Origin of the sequence: Phocaeicola coprocola (genome assembly GCF_041333015.1) — a bacterium.
Lineage (GTDB): Bacteria > Bacteroidota > Bacteroidia > Bacteroidales > Bacteroidaceae > Phocaeicola > Phocaeicola coprocola.
Genome location: NZ_JBGKGM010000004.1, coordinates 1092381 through 1110047, shown reverse-complemented (window position 1 = coordinate 1110047; position 17667 = coordinate 1092381). Strand labels below are relative to the sequence as shown.

Genomic DNA, 17667 nt, shown 5'->3' with positions numbered 1-17667 from the left:
GTTATGAAAAATTTAATGAAATCAATTCGAATCACATTGGTATTCTGTGTATTTTTTTCGGTATGTTATATATTGGTATTATGGATTTTCGCACAGTTCGCAGCACCCGGTGAAGGTGGCAATGCAGAAACGGTAAAGCTCAATGGTAAAGTTGTTGGAGTAGCAAACGTAGGGCAAGTCTTTACTAAAGATATATTTTTCTGGGGCAGACCTTCATGTGCGGGTGACGGATACGATGGTACAAGCTCCGCAGGCAGCAACAAGGGTGTTACCAATGAGGAATATCTTGCAGAGGTGGAAGCAAGAATTGATACATTTCTGGTTTATCACCCCTATTTGAAACGAGAAGATGTTCCTGCTGAAATGGTAACAGCAAGTGCTTCAGGTCTTGATCCTGATATAACTCCTGAATGTGCGTATGTACAAGTCAAACGTGTTGCTGAGGCAAGAGATATGGATGAATCGGATGTTAAAGCTATCGTTGACAAGATGATAGAGAAACCATTATTAGGCATATTCGGTCCTGCAAAAATTAATGTGTTAAAACTGAATGTTGCTTTGGAAGAGATAAATCCAACTGTAAACAGATAATCTGCAGCTATCTATAAATCTATAACTGTTTTTTCCCTGATATGTATTTCTGTATCTGCAAGAAATTGTAGATGCAGATACGCAGGGAAAAGATGAGTTATTAAAAACAACGAATATGTTGTAATTCCAAAATATAACAAGAATATATTTCAACAGATTATGAGAAAGATTATAAAAACATTAGCAGCAGCCATGGGTGTAGCTATATTATTACTCCCAACTAAGACTTATGCTCAAGATAAATTTACAGTTAACGGTAAGGCTGATTTTGTTTCTGATTATATATGGCGTGGAGCAGATCAGAACTCAGGTTTTTCAGTACAGCCATCTTTAACTTTGGGATATGCAGGCTTCAGTATTAATGTATGGGGTAGCCAAACATTAAGTAGATGGAATGTTGAAATACCTTCTAAAGAGTTTGATATTAATTTGAGTTATTCATCAAATAATTTCTCTGTAACAGTATCGGATTATTGGTGGTCCGGAGTGAATCGGCCATACGGTCATTATAAAGATTCGCATTTTTTTGAAGGGACTTTGACATATTGTTTTGGTAAATCTTTTCCTTTGACTCTTTCATGGAGTACGATGTTTGCCGGAGCTGATAAAAACGAAGAAGGAAAACTTCAAGGTTCTACCTATATTAATGCTTCATATCAAATCTCATTACCAGCGGACATCACTCTGACTCCTGCAATAGGTTTTACTCCTTGGAAAGGGTATTATCATAATAAAGCTGCTTTTACTGACATATCGTTAAAAGCAGGTAAGGATATAAAAATAACAGACAATTTTTCTATTCCTTTATTTGTACAAGCGATTGTGGCTCCGATCTATGATAGGACATATCTTGTAACAGGATTTAGTTTGGGGTTTTAAATTAATATAGACGTTTACATCCCTTTATAGCTAATTATAATAATCAATGTCACCCTTCTCATTATGGGAATTTATATATCTCATAATGAGAAGGGTGACGTTTCTTTATACATAGTACATACTTATAACATCTTATTAATTAACGAATTACAATTCACTTAATTCATGTGGCATACGATTTGCCTATAAGTTTACAAAAGATGTTATATATGGAAGAAACTTATCGAACAAATTCTTTTTTATTCAAAAACAAGAAAGAAGGACTAATTAATTTTAGAACAGTTTCCTATATTTTAGGTATACTGGTTTTGGTTGAAGCTGGGCTATTTGCAATCTGCGCTGGTATATCAGCTTTTTATCATGAAAGTAGCTATATCTGTTTTGTTTGGGCAATATTAATAAATATAGGTATTGGTGGAGTGATGATACTTGCTGGTAACCGTAAAAGTAATATAGTTTCCAGACGTGATGGATATTGCATCGTAAGTATCTCCTGGATATTATTTACGCTTCTAGGTATGTTACCTTTCTATTTAAGTGGATATATACCCTCGGTTACCGATGCTTTCTTCGAAACCATGTCAGGTTTCACAACAACAGGAGCTACAATATTAAATGATATAGAATCATTACCTCATGGATTACTTTTTTGGCGCAGTTTTACGCAATGGATCGGAGGTCTTGGTATAGTTCTTTTTACCATAGCATTGCTTCCATTATTTAGTGGTAGTAGCCAGCAGCTTTTCTTGTCTGAGGCTACAGGAGTGACACATGATAAAATCCATCCTAAAATTAAGGTCATGGCACGCTGCCTGTGGCTTATTTATATCGGACTAACTTTATTGGAGGTTGTATTATTGATGTTGGGTGGAATGAATTTGTTTGACGCATTGTGTCAGGCGTTTGCTACTACGGCAACAGGTGGTTTTTCAACTAAACAGGATAGTATATCTTATTGGAATTCACCTTACATAGAATATGTAGTGTCTATTTTTATGATTTTATCCGGAGTCAATTTCTCTCTGTATTATTTTACTTTGAATGGGAAATATAAGAAATTATTAAAGGATGGAGAATTACACTGGTTTCTTACATCAATAACAGTTCTGACTGTAATAATAGCGTTTGCCTTGTTTATAACTGGTTATTATGATATTGAGACAGCATTTCGCAAAGCTTTATTCCAAGTAGCTACTACCCATACATCTTGTGGATTTGCTACAGATGATTATAATTTATGGCCACCATTTACATGGATGCTTCTTATCTGGGCTATGATATCCGGTGGCTGTACCGGTTCAACCAGTGGTGGTGTTAAAAATTTACGTTTATTAATCATGTTTCAGAATATAAGGAACCAGTTCAGGCAAATGTTGCATTCGAGAGCTGTTCTGCCAGTTCATATTAATAACGGTCAAGTTCCAGTACAAACATCGGCATTAGTATATACATTTTTTGTTACATACTTAATATGCATATTTATAGGCTGGACATTGCTGATGTGCTTTGGAGTTGGTTTGACGGAATCATTTAGTACTGTTATATCTGCAATAGGTAATGTCGGACCAGGACTGGGAGCTTTTGGACCGGTCTTTTCATGGGCTGCTCTGCCAGATGCGGCAAAATGGATTCTTTCGGCTCTCATGCTTGTTGGGCGACTGGAAATTTTTGGTGTGTTGCTTTTGTTTGATAAGCGTTTCTGGACTGACTATTAATACAAAGCAATAAAATCATTTTAAATTTGTAAACTTGGTGCTGAATACTAAATCTTACACAAATAAAATGGCAACTAAAGAAGAAAATGTACGTCATTTCTTAAGTCTTATAAAACGCTCACAAAGAGGTGCTTTTAAAATCTATATCGGGATGATTGCCGGTGTTGGTAAAACATATAAAATGTTGCAGGAAGCTCATGAAATGTTGGATAATGGAATTGATGTACAAATAGGTTATGTTGAAACACATGGACGTGCCGGTACAGAAGCACAGTTAAAGGGATTGCCTGTTATTCCTCGTAAGAAGATATTTTACAAGGGAAAAGAGCTTGAAGAAATGGATTTGGATGCTATTCTTCAGTTGCATCCAGAGTTGGTAATAGTTGATGAACTTGCACATACCAACGTAGGTGGTTGCCGAAATGAGAAGCGCTGGCAAGACGTAATGGATCTTTTAGAGGCTGGCATTAATGTTATATCTGCTGTTAATATTCAACATATTGAGAGCCTGAATGAGGATATTAAAGGTATAGCCGGAATTGAAGTAAAGGAACGTATTCCTGATAAGGTTTTAGAGGAAGCGGATGAGGTTGTCAATATTGACTTGACAGCTGAGGAACTTATCAATCGCTTAAAAGCCGGGAAAATATATAAGACGGAGAAAATACAAACCGCTCTTAGTAATTTTTTCAAGACAGAAAATATTCTTCAATTACGAGAATTAGCTCTTAAGGAGGTTGCATTCAGGGTTGAGAAGAAAGTTGAAACAGAAGTAATTCCGGAAGAAAAAGCGATTCATAGGGAATTGTACCTTGCATGTATAAGCAGTAACGAGAAAACGCCGAGACATATCATACGTCGTACCGCAAGGCTCGCATCCCGGTACAATACCGATTTTATAGCTTTATATGTTCAAACGCCTTCTGAAAGTCCGGACAGGATAAATTTGTCTGTTCAGAGGCATTTACTAAACCATTTTAAACTAGTAACCGAACTGGGGGGTGAATTGGTACAAGTTGCATCACCCGATATTATACAGGCTATTATTGATGTATGTCATGAACGCCATATTACAACAGTTTGCATGGGACAGCCGACTTTAACTTGGAGTAAGATCTTTAAGATGCATCGTTATGGATATTTTCTTAGAAATCTTTCAGAAATGGATATAAAATTGATTATCTTTCCGCAATAAAAAATGTGTTATGAATATTAAGACAAAATTGACACTGGTAATAGGAGCACTGGTTGCTATGATTGTGCTTCTGGTTTCACTTTCTATTGTAAACTTGCAAATCTTAACGGCTACAGAGCCCAATAGTCCTGCTGCAGGTCCTGGGTTGCAACGTGCATTACTTTGGATTTCGACTATTGGAGGTTTTTGTATTGTAATCGGTATTTTCATGCTGGCAGTTCTTCCTTCTTATTTCAATAAACCGATCAAAAAGATTATCGACGGAATAAAAGATATAGCCAATCATAATTATGATTGCAGACTAAATCTGGAAAGTCATGAATTTAAGGAAGTTTCTGAGAATTTCAATCGAATGGCAAAGCGATTGTCCGATTACCATTCGAGTACCCTGGTGCAAATAAAGGCTGCAAAAAATTATATGGAAGCCATTATTAATAGTGTAAAAGAACCTATTATAGGCTTGAATAATGAACTGACTATTTTGTTTATAAATGATGAGGCCTTGAATGTCCTGAATCTAAAGCGTGAAGAAGTTTTACAAAAATCGGCTCAGGATATTTCCTTGAGAAATGATTTGTTGAGAAGACTCATACGTGAGCTTATGGATTCACAAAAAGAAAACAAAGTTGGCAAAACGGAGCCTTTAAAAATATATGCCGACAACAAGGAAAGCTATTTTCAGATGAAATATATGCAAATTAATAAACCAGGAAACAATAATTCCGGCTCTATAAACGAGGGATACGTTATTATGCTTAAAAATATCACAGAGTTTAAGGAGCTGGATTCTGCCAAGACCACTTTCATTTCGACAATATCACACGAGCTGAAGACACCTATTTCGGCAATTATGATGAGTTTGCAATTGCTCGAAGACAGTAGGGTAGGTGATTTGAATGATGAGCAAAAAGAATTGGCGCAAAGCATTCAGGACAACAGTGAACGTTTGCTTAATATTACTGGTGAACTGCTTAATATGACGCAAGTTGAGTCTGGAAAGTTACAGCTCAAGCCCCGTATAACAAAACCAATAGAATTGATAGAATATGCCTTAAAAGCCAATCGGGTGCAAGCTGAAAAGTTCAACATACAAATAGAAGTACAATATCCGGAAAATAAGATCGGTAAATTATTTGTAGACAGTGAAAAAATAGCTTGGGTATTAACCAATCTGCTTTCGAATGCGATTCGCTATTCTCCTGAAAATGGCCGTATAATTATCGGTGTCCGTCAAACTGATGATAATTATATTGAAATGTATGTTCGTGATTTTGGTAAGGGCATAGATCCACGTTATCATCAGAGTATTTTTGATCATTATTTCCGAGTACCTGGTACAAAGGTTCAAGGTAGTGGACTGGGATTATCAATTTCGAAGGATTTTGTAGAAGCACATGGTGGTACTTTAACCGTAGAGAGTGAAGTTGGAAAAGGAAGTTGCTTTACATTACGATTGAAAGCATAATCATTAGATTTGTCAATTCTTATTTCTTATTATCAGTGTCCGATAAACATATTAAATAGGTTGATTATCAGTATTATCTTTATGAATAAGCTTTCTTGTTAAAGTTGATGTCTAATTTTATGTATATCAACAAGTTATTGATGACTTAAAAAGTTTTATCGGACAACAATGATTTCTTATAAAACCGTTTATAAGCATATCAGACGAATGCTTATAAACGGTTAATTTTATTTTATACACTTATTTTATATGCTTCAATTTTACGATAAAGAGTCGCCAGTCCTATTTTTAAAAGACGCGCGGTTTCTGTTTTGTTCCCATTGGTATATTGCAATACTTTGATAATATGCATTCGTTCGATTTCCGCCAGTTCAAAACTATCTTTCATCGGTGAAACATCTGACTTACGTTTCTGTAAGTCGAGAGGCAAATCTTCGAATGTTATTTGCTCTTCGCATACGATTGAACATCTTTCTATAACATTTCTAAGTTCCCTGACATTTCCTTTCCACTCTGCTTTTTTTAATATATTAAGCACTTCTGGGGTTATTCCTGTAATTCTCTTTTTAAGTTTATTGGCAAATTTCTCCAAGAACATATATGACAGACTTTCAATGTCGTCTTTTCTCTCTCGCAGCGGAGGTAAGTTTATTTGAAAAACGGATAATCGGAAATATAAATCTTCACGGAAATTACCATTTTCTATTTCTTTCTTTAAGTCCCTGTTTGTGGCTGATATAATTCTGACATCTACTTTTGTTGGTTTAGTGTCACCTATTTTTATATACTCTCCAGTTTCCAGAACACGTAGAAGCCTTGCCTGGAGGTCAAAAGCCATTTCTCCTATTTCATCTAAAAAAATGGTCCCATGATTAGCTACTTCAAATAGTCCCTTTTTATCCTTTAAGGCACCTGTAAAAGCGCCGGCTTTATAGCCAAATAGTTCGCTTTCCAGCAAGTCTTTACTAAAAGCCGAACAGTTTATATCTACAATTGGCAGTGCAGCTCTTTCGCTGGTCTGATGAATGGCATGCGCAAAGACCTCTTTTCCTGTTCCTGTTTCTCCGGTCAGCAATACAGCTGCATCTGTTTTGGAAACTTTCTGTGCCAATGTTATAGCCTGTTTAAGTTCTTTTGATTTTCCAACAATAGAGTCAAAAGAGTATGCTATAGAGGTCGTTTTTTTACCTTTCTTTTTTTCAGTTTCATCGACTGCACGATTTATCGTAGGGATAATTTTACGGTTATCATCCCCCTTGGTGATGTAGTCAAACGCTCCATTCTTGATAGCTTGTACACCATCTTCAATATTTCCATGCGCGGTTAATAATATTATGGCGGCATCGCTGGAATATTTTTTGATTTCAAAAATGAAATCGACTCCATTTCCATCAGGTAAGAATACGTCGCAAAGAATCACGTCATACTGTTGCTTGCGTAATTGTTGCAATGCATTGCTACAACAACTCGCTGTGGATATTTTATAACCTTCTAATTCTATAATCCTCGCTAATAATTTACGAATAGGTTCTTCATCATCTATTACTAGAATTTGTACCATACTACTATGATTTTTGCAAGTTTTTTATGATAAAATAGGTTTATATTTCTCGTTTCTTTTGATGACCGCAAACATTCTGGCTACAATTTTGGCTCTTAACGCATTGATTACAGACATCTTGTTCTTGCCTTCGGCGACTTTTCTTTCGTAATACTTCTTCAGCTCGCCTCCGACCCGGTGTGTTACCGCTACGGCAGCTAAGTGGAGAAGTCTTTTCATCACCTTATCTGCCCGATGCGACACTCTTGCTTTTGAGTGTTGGGAACTTCCGGAAGAATAAGAGAATGGAGCAACTCCGGCATAACAATTGAACTTCCTCGGATCATCAAAACGGGTAAATGCTTCCGTGGCGATTATCATGTTGGTTGCTACCACACGCCCTACGCCATCTATGGACATCAGCAATTCTTGCTGTCTGAACAATACAGGACAGGAAGCTATCACTTCATCCATCTCGTCCGTAATGGCTTGTATGGCTTCCTTCAAGTCATCCATCAATGCCTGCAAACGCTTCATCTTGCGTTCATACAGAGCTTTGGGCATATAGTCTTTCTGGTCTTTCATCTGTCCTTTATATTTGGTCAAATCCGTCACATACAGAGTACGTTCGGATTCAAGTTGTTTTAACCTTTCAATATCCTCTGTGGGATGCTCGTAATAGCGCACCTTATCCTGAAATCGGCTGGCATAGATAGCAATACGCTTGGCATCCACCTTGTCATTCTTACCCCCCCCTGTACACCGGAGGAGTATTTGATTTCCGCTGCATTTTCAAGCCAAAGCTTGCATTCTACAGTTTTACAGGCACAAGCCAAAGGGAACGTATATTGACCGGTGTGCTCTGCACAGACAGGCATTCGGGTGTTGTCTATTCCGTAATCTTCTTCAAAATGATGCAGCAACGACATTATTGCACTTTGATGGTTGGCAGTTTCTTCTTCATGCACAACCTTTCCTTCAAACATCACGCAGAAGTCTAACTTCTTTTTCGACACGTTCACACCGATAAAATAAAAATTTTCCATACTTTTGTCTTTTAATGATTTAGGAAAGAAAGGGCTTGAACTTAACCTAACTACCTTAACAATGGATGTTAACCTACTATCCGGGTCTGGGTTCAAACAAGCAGGAAGTCCGCTTATGAAAATGGAACTTGTTCTTTCCGTATTGATTGCCGGTTCACTTCCTGCATTCTTTCTTTGCTTTACAAATTTATCCTTTCTATTTTATCTGTAATCCTCGGATGCAAATCTAAGGTGTTGATTGATTTTTATACATCTTTATTAGGTACAAAGATACTATTTTATCTGTTGGCGGAATTAAAATAGCGCATATTTAACTCTGCCAATAGGCTTTTCATTTTTGTAGTTAATATATTGGAGGATTGTAAGTGCGCTAATCTTCCCGATAATCCGGGCAAACAATCCATCTGTATCTTTCGCATAATTCCTTATAATCATAAACTGGTCACACAATTGCGAGAATATGGTTTCAATTCTTTTTCTCGCTTTGGCAAAAGCTGGGAATGTTGGCTTCCATTCTTTTTGATTACATCTGTATGGTACCTCCAATCTGATATTGGCAGTTTCAAACAGATCCAATTGCACTTGGGCACTTATATATCCTCTGTCCCCTATGACTGTACAATTACTATAATCCACTTTCACATCCTTCAGGTAATGAATGTCATGCACACTTGCCTTAGTGAGGTCAAAGGAATGGATGACACCACTTAACCCACAGACTGCATGGAGTTTATACCCATAATAATACATGCTTTGTGATGCGCAGTAGCCTACCCCGGGTGCTTTACTAAAATCCTTCTTTCCCATACTGCAACGTTTGGAACGGGCAATACGACATACTTCTATCGGCTTCGAATCAATACAGAAACAGTCTTCACCACCATCCATTTCAGAAACCATTCTTTCTCGGATTGCATTACATAGGGAGGAAGTTGTTTTACGCCTGTCATTGTATTGTCGGCGGGAAATAAGGTTGGGTATTTCAACCCTATATTCCTGTAGCTTTGCAAACAACAGAGACTCACTGTCAATACGGGGCAGCCTCTGATGCCATGTTCAAAGCCACTACTTCAAGGTCTGAGAATTTAGGGACGACTCCTCGTCTTGGCACATTCCCAGATTCATTGACTAAATTGCCGGCAATTTGCTTGCATATGTTCAGTAATTTTGCGAATATTGCATATAAGTTGTGCATACGATATTTGTCTATTAAAAGTTTGGCCCACGGCTCTTTCATTTAAGCTTAGATAAAGGCACATAATTCCCCCACCCACTTCTTATGGGAAGTAGGGATTTTGTTATGATTGATACCCAAAACGTTACGAATCCTCTGAAATTACAAATTATCTCATTTTTGATCCAGCATATGTATCATTGCGGTAAAGTCCAAAGAAAGTTCTCTAATAAGTTCGGCCGTTCCCTTAGCCTTGTCGGAGAGCTTTTTCCTTTTACCTTTCCATATAGAAAGTATTGCCAGTACTATCCTCTGTATCGTGTCAAGGTTTCTGGCGGACCTTGCACTATTCCGCCTGATGAAGTCCTGCCTCAGGTTGCGGTCAAGGTCCCAGTGCATGCTTTCTATTGCCCAATGCATTCTGGCTATTGTACTCAGCCGCCTGGCACTTCCGTGAAAACTGGAGACATAGAACCTCCTCTCGGAAGATTTCTGACCATCAGATTTTCTCTCCGTTGCAGTCCGTATTTCGACAACCGTCAGATTTCCATTCCACTTTTTCCTGTCCGTAATCAGGTCATTTCCACGAAAGATACGGCATACTCTGGTCTCTATTCTGCCATGTTCAAGAAAAGGGCCTTCCGAATATACATCCACAGGCTCTGCAAGTTCGACATTGTCCTCAACCCCATATCGCAGAGTTCTCTGGTTTGCCTTCAGCTCGATAAGGAAATCACCGCCTTTTTCCCGGATTTTATCTATGATGGCTTTCTGGAAGGACATGGCGTCTGCCGTAACTATGCATCCTGACACATCCACCTTGTCCAACAGTTTGGGTACGGAAGTTATCTCGTTGCTTTTTTCTTCACACATGTCCGTGGCAAGGGTGAAACCTCCTTCAAGGGAATAGGCGGATACGATGTCGGGGGTGCGTCCGTTTTCAAGTACCGTCCCTCTCATTGCCTTGCCGTCAATACAGAGGATGTCTCCGGCACAACCGACAAGCTCATCATGGAAGGTGGAGGTAAATTCAGACATCCGCTCAGACATGGCTTCATCATCAATATGTTTGAATATACGGCAGAGCGTAGGTTCAGAAGGCACACCGTCCAACAAAATTCCTAAAGAGCGGAAGCGTTTCAGATTACGCTCGCCGAATCTGATTATATCCGGTCTTGTCATACACTTGCCCAGCCGTCCGAGTATTACAAGGAGAAGAATATCTTCCAGCTTGTATTTGTAGTTTCCCTTGTCTGTCCTGCGGTAATCCGGCACTGATTTCACAAATTCTTTCAGATGTTTCATTATGCTGCCACGACGGCAGAATGCATGTTTCTTTTTTATATATTAGATATGCAAAATGTTGCATATCAGCAAAATAAATCTTATTTTCGCATAGCGAAAATTAAGGCGGAAATCAAAAAACGACCTCTGTCGCATTTGATTTCCGCCTACAAAAATAATTTTATATGAACGATAAAAAGAAACACCGGAAGCGGTGCTTCCTGCATCGCTGTGCGCAAAAATAATGGTTTTTCGGAGAATAACAAGGATTATAGAGGTTGTTTTAAATGAAAGAGCCGTGAGTTTGGCCACCTTTAATTTACTAAATATCAACAATATGCACAACTTTTTAAACATAAATCTTTTATAATTTAATTCCGCCAATAGGTGTTCATATATCCAGGAGGAACAGTCAAGGGCTTTCTGTCTTTTTGTTAACTAGTGTTTTCTTAAATCGGTTTTCCCAATAACAGTTATCGAAAAAAAGAGTTTTTCAGATAAAGTGTTATACTTGCTGGTAATCTATTTTTGCGTCATAAATCTTAATATGAAAGGTGATTTATGGCTGTTGAAAATGTAGATCAGAAATATGAGGTTACAGTACGGTTTCGTTTGATACGAAATTGTATGCTTTTATCGGGGATATCTGTTTTTGCTCAGTTATATCTCTTTCAACCTATATTATCTGATTTATGTCGTTTCTTTAGCATAACTCCAGCGACAAGTAGTCTTACAGTCTCTATAACGACGGTTGGTATAGCTGTAGGATTGTTGTATTGGGCATTTAAGGCTGATAGTATATCGCGCGAAAAGCTTATGGGCATTTCGCTTATATTATCATCTGTTATAACTATAGTATCGGCTTTTGTTGGCAATTACTTCGTTCTGCTGGTATTAAGCTTAATTAAAGGGATTGCATTGGCCGGTGTCTCTGGGGTAGCATTGGCTTATCTCTCGGAAGAGGTAGATACTTCGAAAATCGGGTTGGCCATCAGCCTTTATTTAAGTGGAAATACATTGGGAGGAATGTTGGGACGGGTAGTTGCTACCCTGGTAGCTGGTTACGGTGGATGGCAACTGGCTGCTTTATTCATTGGAATAGGGAGTCTGATTGTAGGTGGATTTTTTTGTAAGATGATACCGGCAGGCAAGAATTTTTCTGCTACACCTTTTACGCTCAGGGAAAAGATTACTCAAATGCGTTCATTGCTTACCCAACCTACCTTTATCAGTATGTATATGATTGCAGCTCTCTCAATGGGAATATTTGTAAGTGTATATAATTATCTGTCTTTTCTGTTAGAATCACCTTTATTTGCCTTACCGCACCATTTGGTTGCAATGATTTTCATGATGTATATAGCAGGTATCATAGGTTCGGTTGTGGCAGGAAGTTTATCTGATAAATTTGCACCGGAGATACTTCTACAAGGTACATTGTTGCTGATGGGAATTGGAATGTCATGCTTATTGGTAATGAAACTTTGGATTATAGTTTTAGGACTAGGTATATTGACTTTTTCTTTTTTCGGAACTCATACACTGGCAAGTCGGATTGTTTCTATACATGCACAAAATATAAAAAGCAGTGCAACTTGTATTTATTGGTTGTTTTATTACCTCGGTTCAAGTCTTATTGGTTCGCTGACAGGAATTGTATTTGTAAGTAACGGATGGTTTTCATTGGTGGAAATCCTTTTGCTATTGCTTTTGGGAGCACTTATTATTGCGTCATTATTCATTTTTAAATATAGATTTTATGAAAAAAGCAAAGTTTACAGCCATCATCGGTATGGCAGTGATGATGTCCATTCCTGTAGCTAGTCTGGCTGGTAATGAAAAGCAAGTTGAAATAGTTAATGAAAACATCCGTTACTGTGAAAGTACTTATCCGTATAACGGAGGTATTTTGATAGCTAACTTTGGAACAGAACAATTGAATCCGTTAAATGCAGAAGGAAAGGGATACATCCTTTATTATAAAAATGGTAAAATGGATACGCTGGTTCCTGCTGATGGTAACCTGAATGCTCCGAAGGGAATGTTCATGCGCGATAATCAACTATATATTTGTGATGTCAATAAAATAGTTGTTTGCGATCTGGCTCAAGTTAGCAAAACACCTAAAACAATTAATTTGCCGGAAGGCAATTTGTTTGTAAATGACTTGGCAGCAAATGGCAGTGACCTGTATGTTTCAGTGACAAATACGGATAAGATTTTTAAGATAAATATTACGGATCCTGCTAATCCGGGAGAACCTCAGAAATGGATAACTATTCCAGACCCTAACGGTTTATTAATAGGTGATGGTACGATGTATGTGCTCTCTTATCCGGCTGATGGAAATACAAGTGAGAAGCATGTTGTCTATCGTATAAGTGATTTGACTAATAATCCCCAACCAGAAAAGTTAGTTACTGTTCCAGGACAATATGATGGAATCGCTTTTGCTTCTGATGGTGCTTCGCTTTATGTTACAAACTGGACTCCTGCTGGGATTATTTGTCGTATAAATCTTCGAAATGGTGATTTATTACCCGTTGGATTGTCATTGGAGGAAAGCTTATCCGGTCCGGCTGATATCACAGTTTCAGACGGGAAAATTTATATTCCTGACTTGCCAGCCAGTCGTGTCGTTATAATTTCTGAATAAAAATCTTACTGATAAGTGTTGTTTCAATACTGGCCAATAACCGGCTTACGGAGTCAGTAAATAGGAAAATTATCCTTTCATTCTATTCTTTGAACAAGATGGAATGAGAGGGTAATTTTTATGTGAAAGGGTACGAAAAAGTCTGATTAGCTTATTATAATCACTTAATTTGAATATACAGACCAATATTTGAACAAATAGAACAATCTGATTGAACGTATATATCAGTCTTTTATACAAACAGAATAATATTTACCAATGGTTTATTCTACCTTTAGGTTGTGTAAAATTAATATTAAATCTGTTACAGAAATGAGAAACATTATTCGAATGGTAGGCATTGGAGTTGCTGCCTTATGTATGGTAACTCCTACAGTTCAGGCACAAGTAAAACTAAATGCCAATAACATTGATGAAGTTATCGGTGAGATGACTTTAGAGGAAAAAGTACACATGGTGATTGGTTGTGGTATGTCAATGGGAGATGGCGCCAAGTTTCCCGGAACAGCCGGACGGACATATGATATTCCCCGTTTAGGTATTCCATCGGTATACTTGGCAGACGGACCACACCGGTTGGCTATGAGTGTGAAACGGGATTTTGACAGTCGGTTCTATTATGCAACAGAGTTTCCTTCAGGTACTACTGTAGCTGCGACTTTCGATCCGAATGCAGCGTATCAGGTAGGAGCTGCGCTGGGAGAGGAAGTTAAAGATTATGGTATGGATGTATTATTAGCTCCGGGAGCCAATTTGATGCGTAATGCTTTATGCGGACGTAACCATGAATATTATTCAGAAGATCCGGTTGTAACAGGAAAAATGGCTGCCGGATATATAAAAGGTGTACAAAGCCAGGGAGTAGGTACTTGTTTAAAACATTTTGCCGTAAATAATCAGGAAACAAATCGTAATAATAATGATTCACGAGTTGCACAACGTCCGTTGCGTGAACTTTATCTGAAAGGGTTTGAAATAGCTGTTAAGGAATCTCAGCCATGGAGTATTATGACATCTTATAATAAAGTCAATGGCAAATATACGTGTGAAGATATTGATCTGACTGAGAATATTCTGCGTGATGAATGGGGATTCAAGGGAGTGGTAATGTCCGACTGGAATGCAGGGACGGATGCCGTTACTTCCATGAAGGCTGGAAATGATATGTTACAGCCTGGACAAGAACGCCAATATAAGGCTATTTTGGAAGCTGTGCAAAACGGTACCCTGGATGAAGCTATTTTAAACCGTAATGTAAAGCGCATATTAGAATTAGTAGTAAAGTGTCATACTTTTGAAAACTATAAATATGCTAACGAAACAGATTTGAAAGCCCATGCAATCATTGACCGCACGATAGGTGCTGAAGGTATTGTCTTGTTGGATAACCGGAGTGCACTGCCTTTGACAGCCAATGTAAAGACTATTGCTCTTTATGGAACAACATCTTATGATATGGTTCCTGCTGGTATGGGATTCGGTAGTACAGGTGTTGGCTACTATTGTGTTTCTTTGGTTGAGGGAATGCGTAATGCAGGATACACTGTAGATGCTGATCTAATAAAGAAATACAAAAAACATTTGTTTGATGAGCAAAAACGTCTTTATCCTAATGGAAAACCTCCTTTCTCACTGACTCCTCTCAAACGTGCAGAAGAGTTTGTTCCGACGAGTGACGAATTATCAGCACAAGTTAAGAATAACGATGTCGCTATTATTACTTTAGGACGGACTAGCGGTGAAGCTTCCGACAGACGTGTGGAAGAGTTCTATCTAAAAGAAAATGAATCAGCTCTTATTAAACAGGTTGCAGAAGCTTATCGTGCAGCCGGAAAGAAAGTTATTGTTATTCTGAATATTTGTAGTCCGGTAGAAACAGCTTCCTGGAAGAATATGGTTGATGCTGTAATTTGTGCTTTCCAGCCAGGTCAGGAGGTTGGTAACTGTGTTGCAGATGTATTGACAGGTAAGGTAAATCCTTCAGGACATTTGCCGATGACTTTTGCTATAAAATATGGGGATGCACCGTCTGATTCTAATTTCCCTTATGATTATGAATTTAAAATGCCTTCGTTTGCAATGGGAAGTGGTATGAACTTCGAATCAAAAGAAAAGGAAGAAAAGCCCAAAGAAGCTGTTCGTAATGTTGACTTTACGGATTATGAGGAAGGTATTTATGTAGGCTATCGTTATTTTGAAACTTTTGATAAGGAAGTATCTTATCCTTTTGGTCACGGTTTGTCATATACAACGTTTAGTTTTGAAATTGTGTCATCTGATATTAATGGTGATAATTGTGAAATGAAGGTTGCAGTGAAGAATACGGGTAATTGTGCTGGAAAGGAATCTGTACAGGTATATGTTAAAGCTCCGGCGGGTGGACTTGAGAAGCCTGCTAAAGAATTGAAGGCTTTTGCCAAAACAAAACTGTTACAGCCGGGTGAATCGGAGGTTGTAACCTTGTCGTGGAAGTTGATGGATATGGCTTCGCTTAATGAAAAGAGCAGTTCATGGGAATTACCTAAAGGAACATATCAATGGATGGTAGGAGCTTCATCGGCTGATGTACGCTGTACGGTAACTCAGAAAGTGTCAAAGGCTCAGAAAGTAAAAGTTCATAATGCCATGATACCTCCATACAAGATAGCTCAACATGATATGGTAAAACGATGAAAAGAGGTTTGTTACATATAGCCATCTGCGTTTCCCTTTGGGGAGCGTCGATGGCTTCATGTGCCCAAAATCTTGTTGTTGACGTAGAAGGTGGACAGATCGAAGGCGTAATAGATCAAGAGGGTATAGTTGTCTACAAGGGCATTCCTTATGCAGCTCCTCCTGTGGGAGAGTTACGTTGGAAGCATCCGCAACCGGTACGGCCGTGGCAGGGAGTGAAGGTGTGTAAACAGTTTGGAGATGCATCTTTTCAAGGTGGACAAATTGAGGGTTCTTTTTATTGGAAAGAGTTTTATCAGGATGGTAATCCTGAAATGAGTGAAGACTGTCTGTATTTAAACATATGGACACCGGCATCGGGAAAGAAAAATGCTCATTTGCCGGTTATGGTCTGGATTCATGGAGGTGCCTTTCAGAATGGTTTCGGACATGAAATCGAATTTGATGGTGATGCATATGCAAAGAAAGGCATTATATTGGTTACTTTAAACTATCGCTTGGGGATGTGTGGTTTCCTGTCTCATCCGTTGCTGACAGCAGAAAACTCAGGAAAGGGTTCTGGAAATTATGGATTGTTCGATCAGCTTGCTGCATTGAAATGGATAAAACGTAATATCGAAGTTTTTGGAGGGGATCCGAATAATGTTACGGTTTTCGGACAGAGTGCAGGAGCGGGTAGTGTACAAGCTTTGATATCTTCACCGCTTGCGAAAGGCTATGTACAGCGTGCCATTATACAGAGTGGTGGAGGATTGGGAGGTATTATTTCTACGAAGTCGTTGCAGGAAGCTGAAACGATGGGGAAAGCCATGTGGGATGCGTCGGGATATGATACATTGGAGCAAATGCGTACTTGTCCGGTAGAGCATTTTCAGGAAGTGATGATGAACTACATGAAAGTGCAGAAAACTTTTAATGGTATGCCTTATTCTCCTTGTGTGGATGGGGAGCTCTTAGAATCGTCTGTATATGATGTGGCATTGCAGAATAAGGAACTGGATATTCCTTATATGATTGGATATACGTCGGAAGACATTGCACCAGATCAAATGAAGCAGGCTGCTGTAAACTGGAGTTTGTTGCTTGAGCGTCAGGGGCGGTGTCCGGTCTATGTATATTGCTTTAGCCGCGATTTACCTGGCGAAGATATGTCTGCTCCCAAAGGTGGTTTTGGTGATATGAAAGGTGCATTTCATTCTAGTGAGCTATGGTATATGTTTGGGACACTTGATAAATGTTGGCGCCCAATGGAAAAAGCTGATTATGAACTGAGTGAACGTATGGTTTCTTATTGGACTAATTTTGCTAAAACAGGTAATCCCAATGGAGTAGGCTTGCCTGAATGGAAACCTTGTACTAAGGTGGATAAACATATACAAGAGTTAGATGTGAAGTAAATTAAGGTTATATATCATTGGAAATACTGAATATGGTAAAGTCTGTTGTCTA

General features: G+C 38.4%; 11 protein-coding genes and 2 pseudogenes. 9 read left to right on the top strand and 4 right to left on the bottom strand.

The window, feature by feature from the left end; genetic code table 11:
• The first annotated feature begins 3 nt into the window (after window positions 1–3).
• From ACDG22_RS15420 to ACDG22_RS15400, 5 genes are all read left to right on the top strand, one after another.
• Window positions 4–591, top strand: a complete 588-nt coding sequence (locus tag ACDG22_RS15420) for a K(+)-transporting ATPase subunit C (protein ID WP_008139743.1) — start codon at window positions 4–6, stop codon at window positions 589–591.
• A gap of 159 nt (window positions 592–750) precedes the next feature.
• Window positions 751–1470, top strand: coding sequence for a TorF family putative porin (locus ACDG22_RS15415; protein ID WP_270230773.1), 720 nt, complete (start codon window positions 751–753; stop codon window positions 1468–1470).
• 209 nt (window positions 1471–1679) lie between these two features.
• The gene (locus tag ACDG22_RS15410) at window positions 1680–3185 is read left to right on the top strand and encodes a TrkH family potassium uptake protein (RefSeq protein ID WP_270230772.1); all 1506 of its coding nucleotides are present in this window, start codon (window positions 1680–1682) and stop codon (window positions 3183–3185) included.
• Window positions 3186–3252: 67 nt separating this feature from the next.
• Window positions 3253–4380, top strand: a complete 1128-nt coding sequence (locus ACDG22_RS15405) for a hypothetical protein (protein WP_007568692.1) — start codon at window positions 3253–3255, stop codon at window positions 4378–4380.
• Window positions 4381–4390: 10 nt separating this feature from the next.
• Window positions 4391–5845 (top strand): HAMP domain-containing sensor histidine kinase, encoded by a 1455-nt coding sequence (locus ACDG22_RS15400; protein WP_270230771.1) that lies wholly within the window; start codon window positions 4391–4393, stop codon window positions 5843–5845.
• Window positions 5846–6077: 232 nt separating this feature from the next.
• Here ACDG22_RS15400 and ACDG22_RS15395 read toward each other — a convergent pair whose 3' ends face one another.
• The 4 genes and pseudogenes from ACDG22_RS15395 to ACDG22_RS15375 all read right to left on the bottom strand — a co-directional run bounded on the left by ACDG22_RS15395 (window position 6078) and on the right by ACDG22_RS15375 (window position 10910).
• Window positions 6078–7406, bottom strand: a complete 1329-nt coding sequence (locus tag ACDG22_RS15395; protein WP_007568696.1) for a sigma-54-dependent transcriptional regulator — start codon at window positions 7404–7406, stop codon at window positions 6078–6080.
• Between the two features lie 24 nt (window positions 7407–7430).
• Window positions 7431–8431 (bottom strand): annotated as a pseudogene (locus tag ACDG22_RS15390) (IS110 family transposase).
• Window positions 8432–8725: 294 nt separating this feature from the next.
• Window positions 8726–9668: pseudogene (locus ACDG22_RS15380) on the bottom strand (IS982 family transposase).
• A 111-nt stretch (window positions 9669–9779) separates the two neighbouring features.
• Window positions 9780–10910, bottom strand: a complete 1131-nt coding sequence (locus tag ACDG22_RS15375; protein WP_007565353.1) for an ISAs1 family transposase — start codon at window positions 10908–10910, stop codon at window positions 9780–9782.
• Window positions 10911–11450: 540 nt separating this feature from the next.
• Here ACDG22_RS15375 and ACDG22_RS15370 point away from each other — a divergent pair.
• The 4 genes from ACDG22_RS15370 to ACDG22_RS15355 all read left to right on the top strand — a co-directional run bounded on the left by ACDG22_RS15370 (window position 11451) and on the right by ACDG22_RS15355 (window position 17615).
• Complete coding sequence (locus ACDG22_RS15370; RefSeq protein WP_177593051.1) at window positions 11451–12713, top strand: MFS transporter; 1263 nt, start codon at window positions 11451–11453, stop codon at window positions 12711–12713.
• Entirely contained in the window at window positions 12649–13545 is an 897-nt protein-coding gene (locus tag ACDG22_RS15365) for an SMP-30/gluconolactonase/LRE family protein (RefSeq protein WP_270231010.1), read from the top strand. The genes ACDG22_RS15370 and ACDG22_RS15365 overlap by 65 nt, the downstream gene beginning before the upstream one ends.
• Window positions 13546–13875: 330 nt before the next feature.
• Complete coding sequence (locus tag ACDG22_RS15360) at window positions 13876–16218, top strand: glycoside hydrolase family 3 C-terminal domain-containing protein (RefSeq protein WP_270231015.1); 2343 nt, start codon at window positions 13876–13878, stop codon at window positions 16216–16218.
• Window positions 16215–17615, top strand: coding sequence for a carboxylesterase/lipase family protein (locus ACDG22_RS15355; protein ID WP_270231011.1), 1401 nt, complete (start codon window positions 16215–16217; stop codon window positions 17613–17615). The genes ACDG22_RS15360 and ACDG22_RS15355 overlap by 4 nt, the downstream gene beginning before the upstream one ends.
• Window positions 17616–17667: the final 52 nt, after the last annotated feature.

Excerpts from the sequence above, each read along its gene's own strand:
- ACDG22_RS15420 (WP_008139743.1), top strand. The coding sequence starts at position 4 with ATGAAAAATTTAATGAAATCAATTCGAATCACATTGGTATTCTGTGTA.
- ACDG22_RS15415 (WP_270230773.1), top strand. The coding sequence starts at position 751 with ATGAGAAAGATTATAAAAACATTAGCAGCAGCCATGGGTGTAGCTATA.
- ACDG22_RS15410 (WP_270230772.1), top strand. The coding sequence starts at position 1,680 with ATGGAAGAAACTTATCGAACAAATTCTTTTTTATTCAAAAACAAGAAA.
- ACDG22_RS15405 (WP_007568692.1), top strand. The coding sequence starts at position 3,253 with ATGGCAACTAAAGAAGAAAATGTACGTCATTTCTTAAGTCTTATAAAA.
- ACDG22_RS15400 (WP_270230771.1), top strand. The coding sequence starts at position 4,391 with ATGAATATTAAGACAAAATTGACACTGGTAATAGGAGCACTGGTTGCT.
- ACDG22_RS15395 (WP_007568696.1), bottom strand. The coding sequence starts at position 7,406 with ATGGTACAAATTCTAGTAATAGATGATGAAGAACCTATTCGTAAATTA.
- ACDG22_RS15375 (WP_007565353.1), bottom strand. The coding sequence starts at position 10,910 with ATGAAACATCTGAAAGAATTTGTGAAATCAGTGCCGGATTACCGCAGG.
- ACDG22_RS15370 (WP_177593051.1), top strand. The coding sequence starts at position 11,451 with ATGGCTGTTGAAAATGTAGATCAGAAATATGAGGTTACAGTACGGTTT.
- ACDG22_RS15365 (WP_270231010.1), top strand. The coding sequence starts at position 12,649 with ATGAAAAAAGCAAAGTTTACAGCCATCATCGGTATGGCAGTGATGATG.
- ACDG22_RS15360 (WP_270231015.1), top strand. The coding sequence starts at position 13,876 with ATGGTAGGCATTGGAGTTGCTGCCTTATGTATGGTAACTCCTACAGTT.
- ACDG22_RS15355 (WP_270231011.1), top strand. The coding sequence starts at position 16,215 with ATGAAAAGAGGTTTGTTACATATAGCCATCTGCGTTTCCCTTTGGGGA.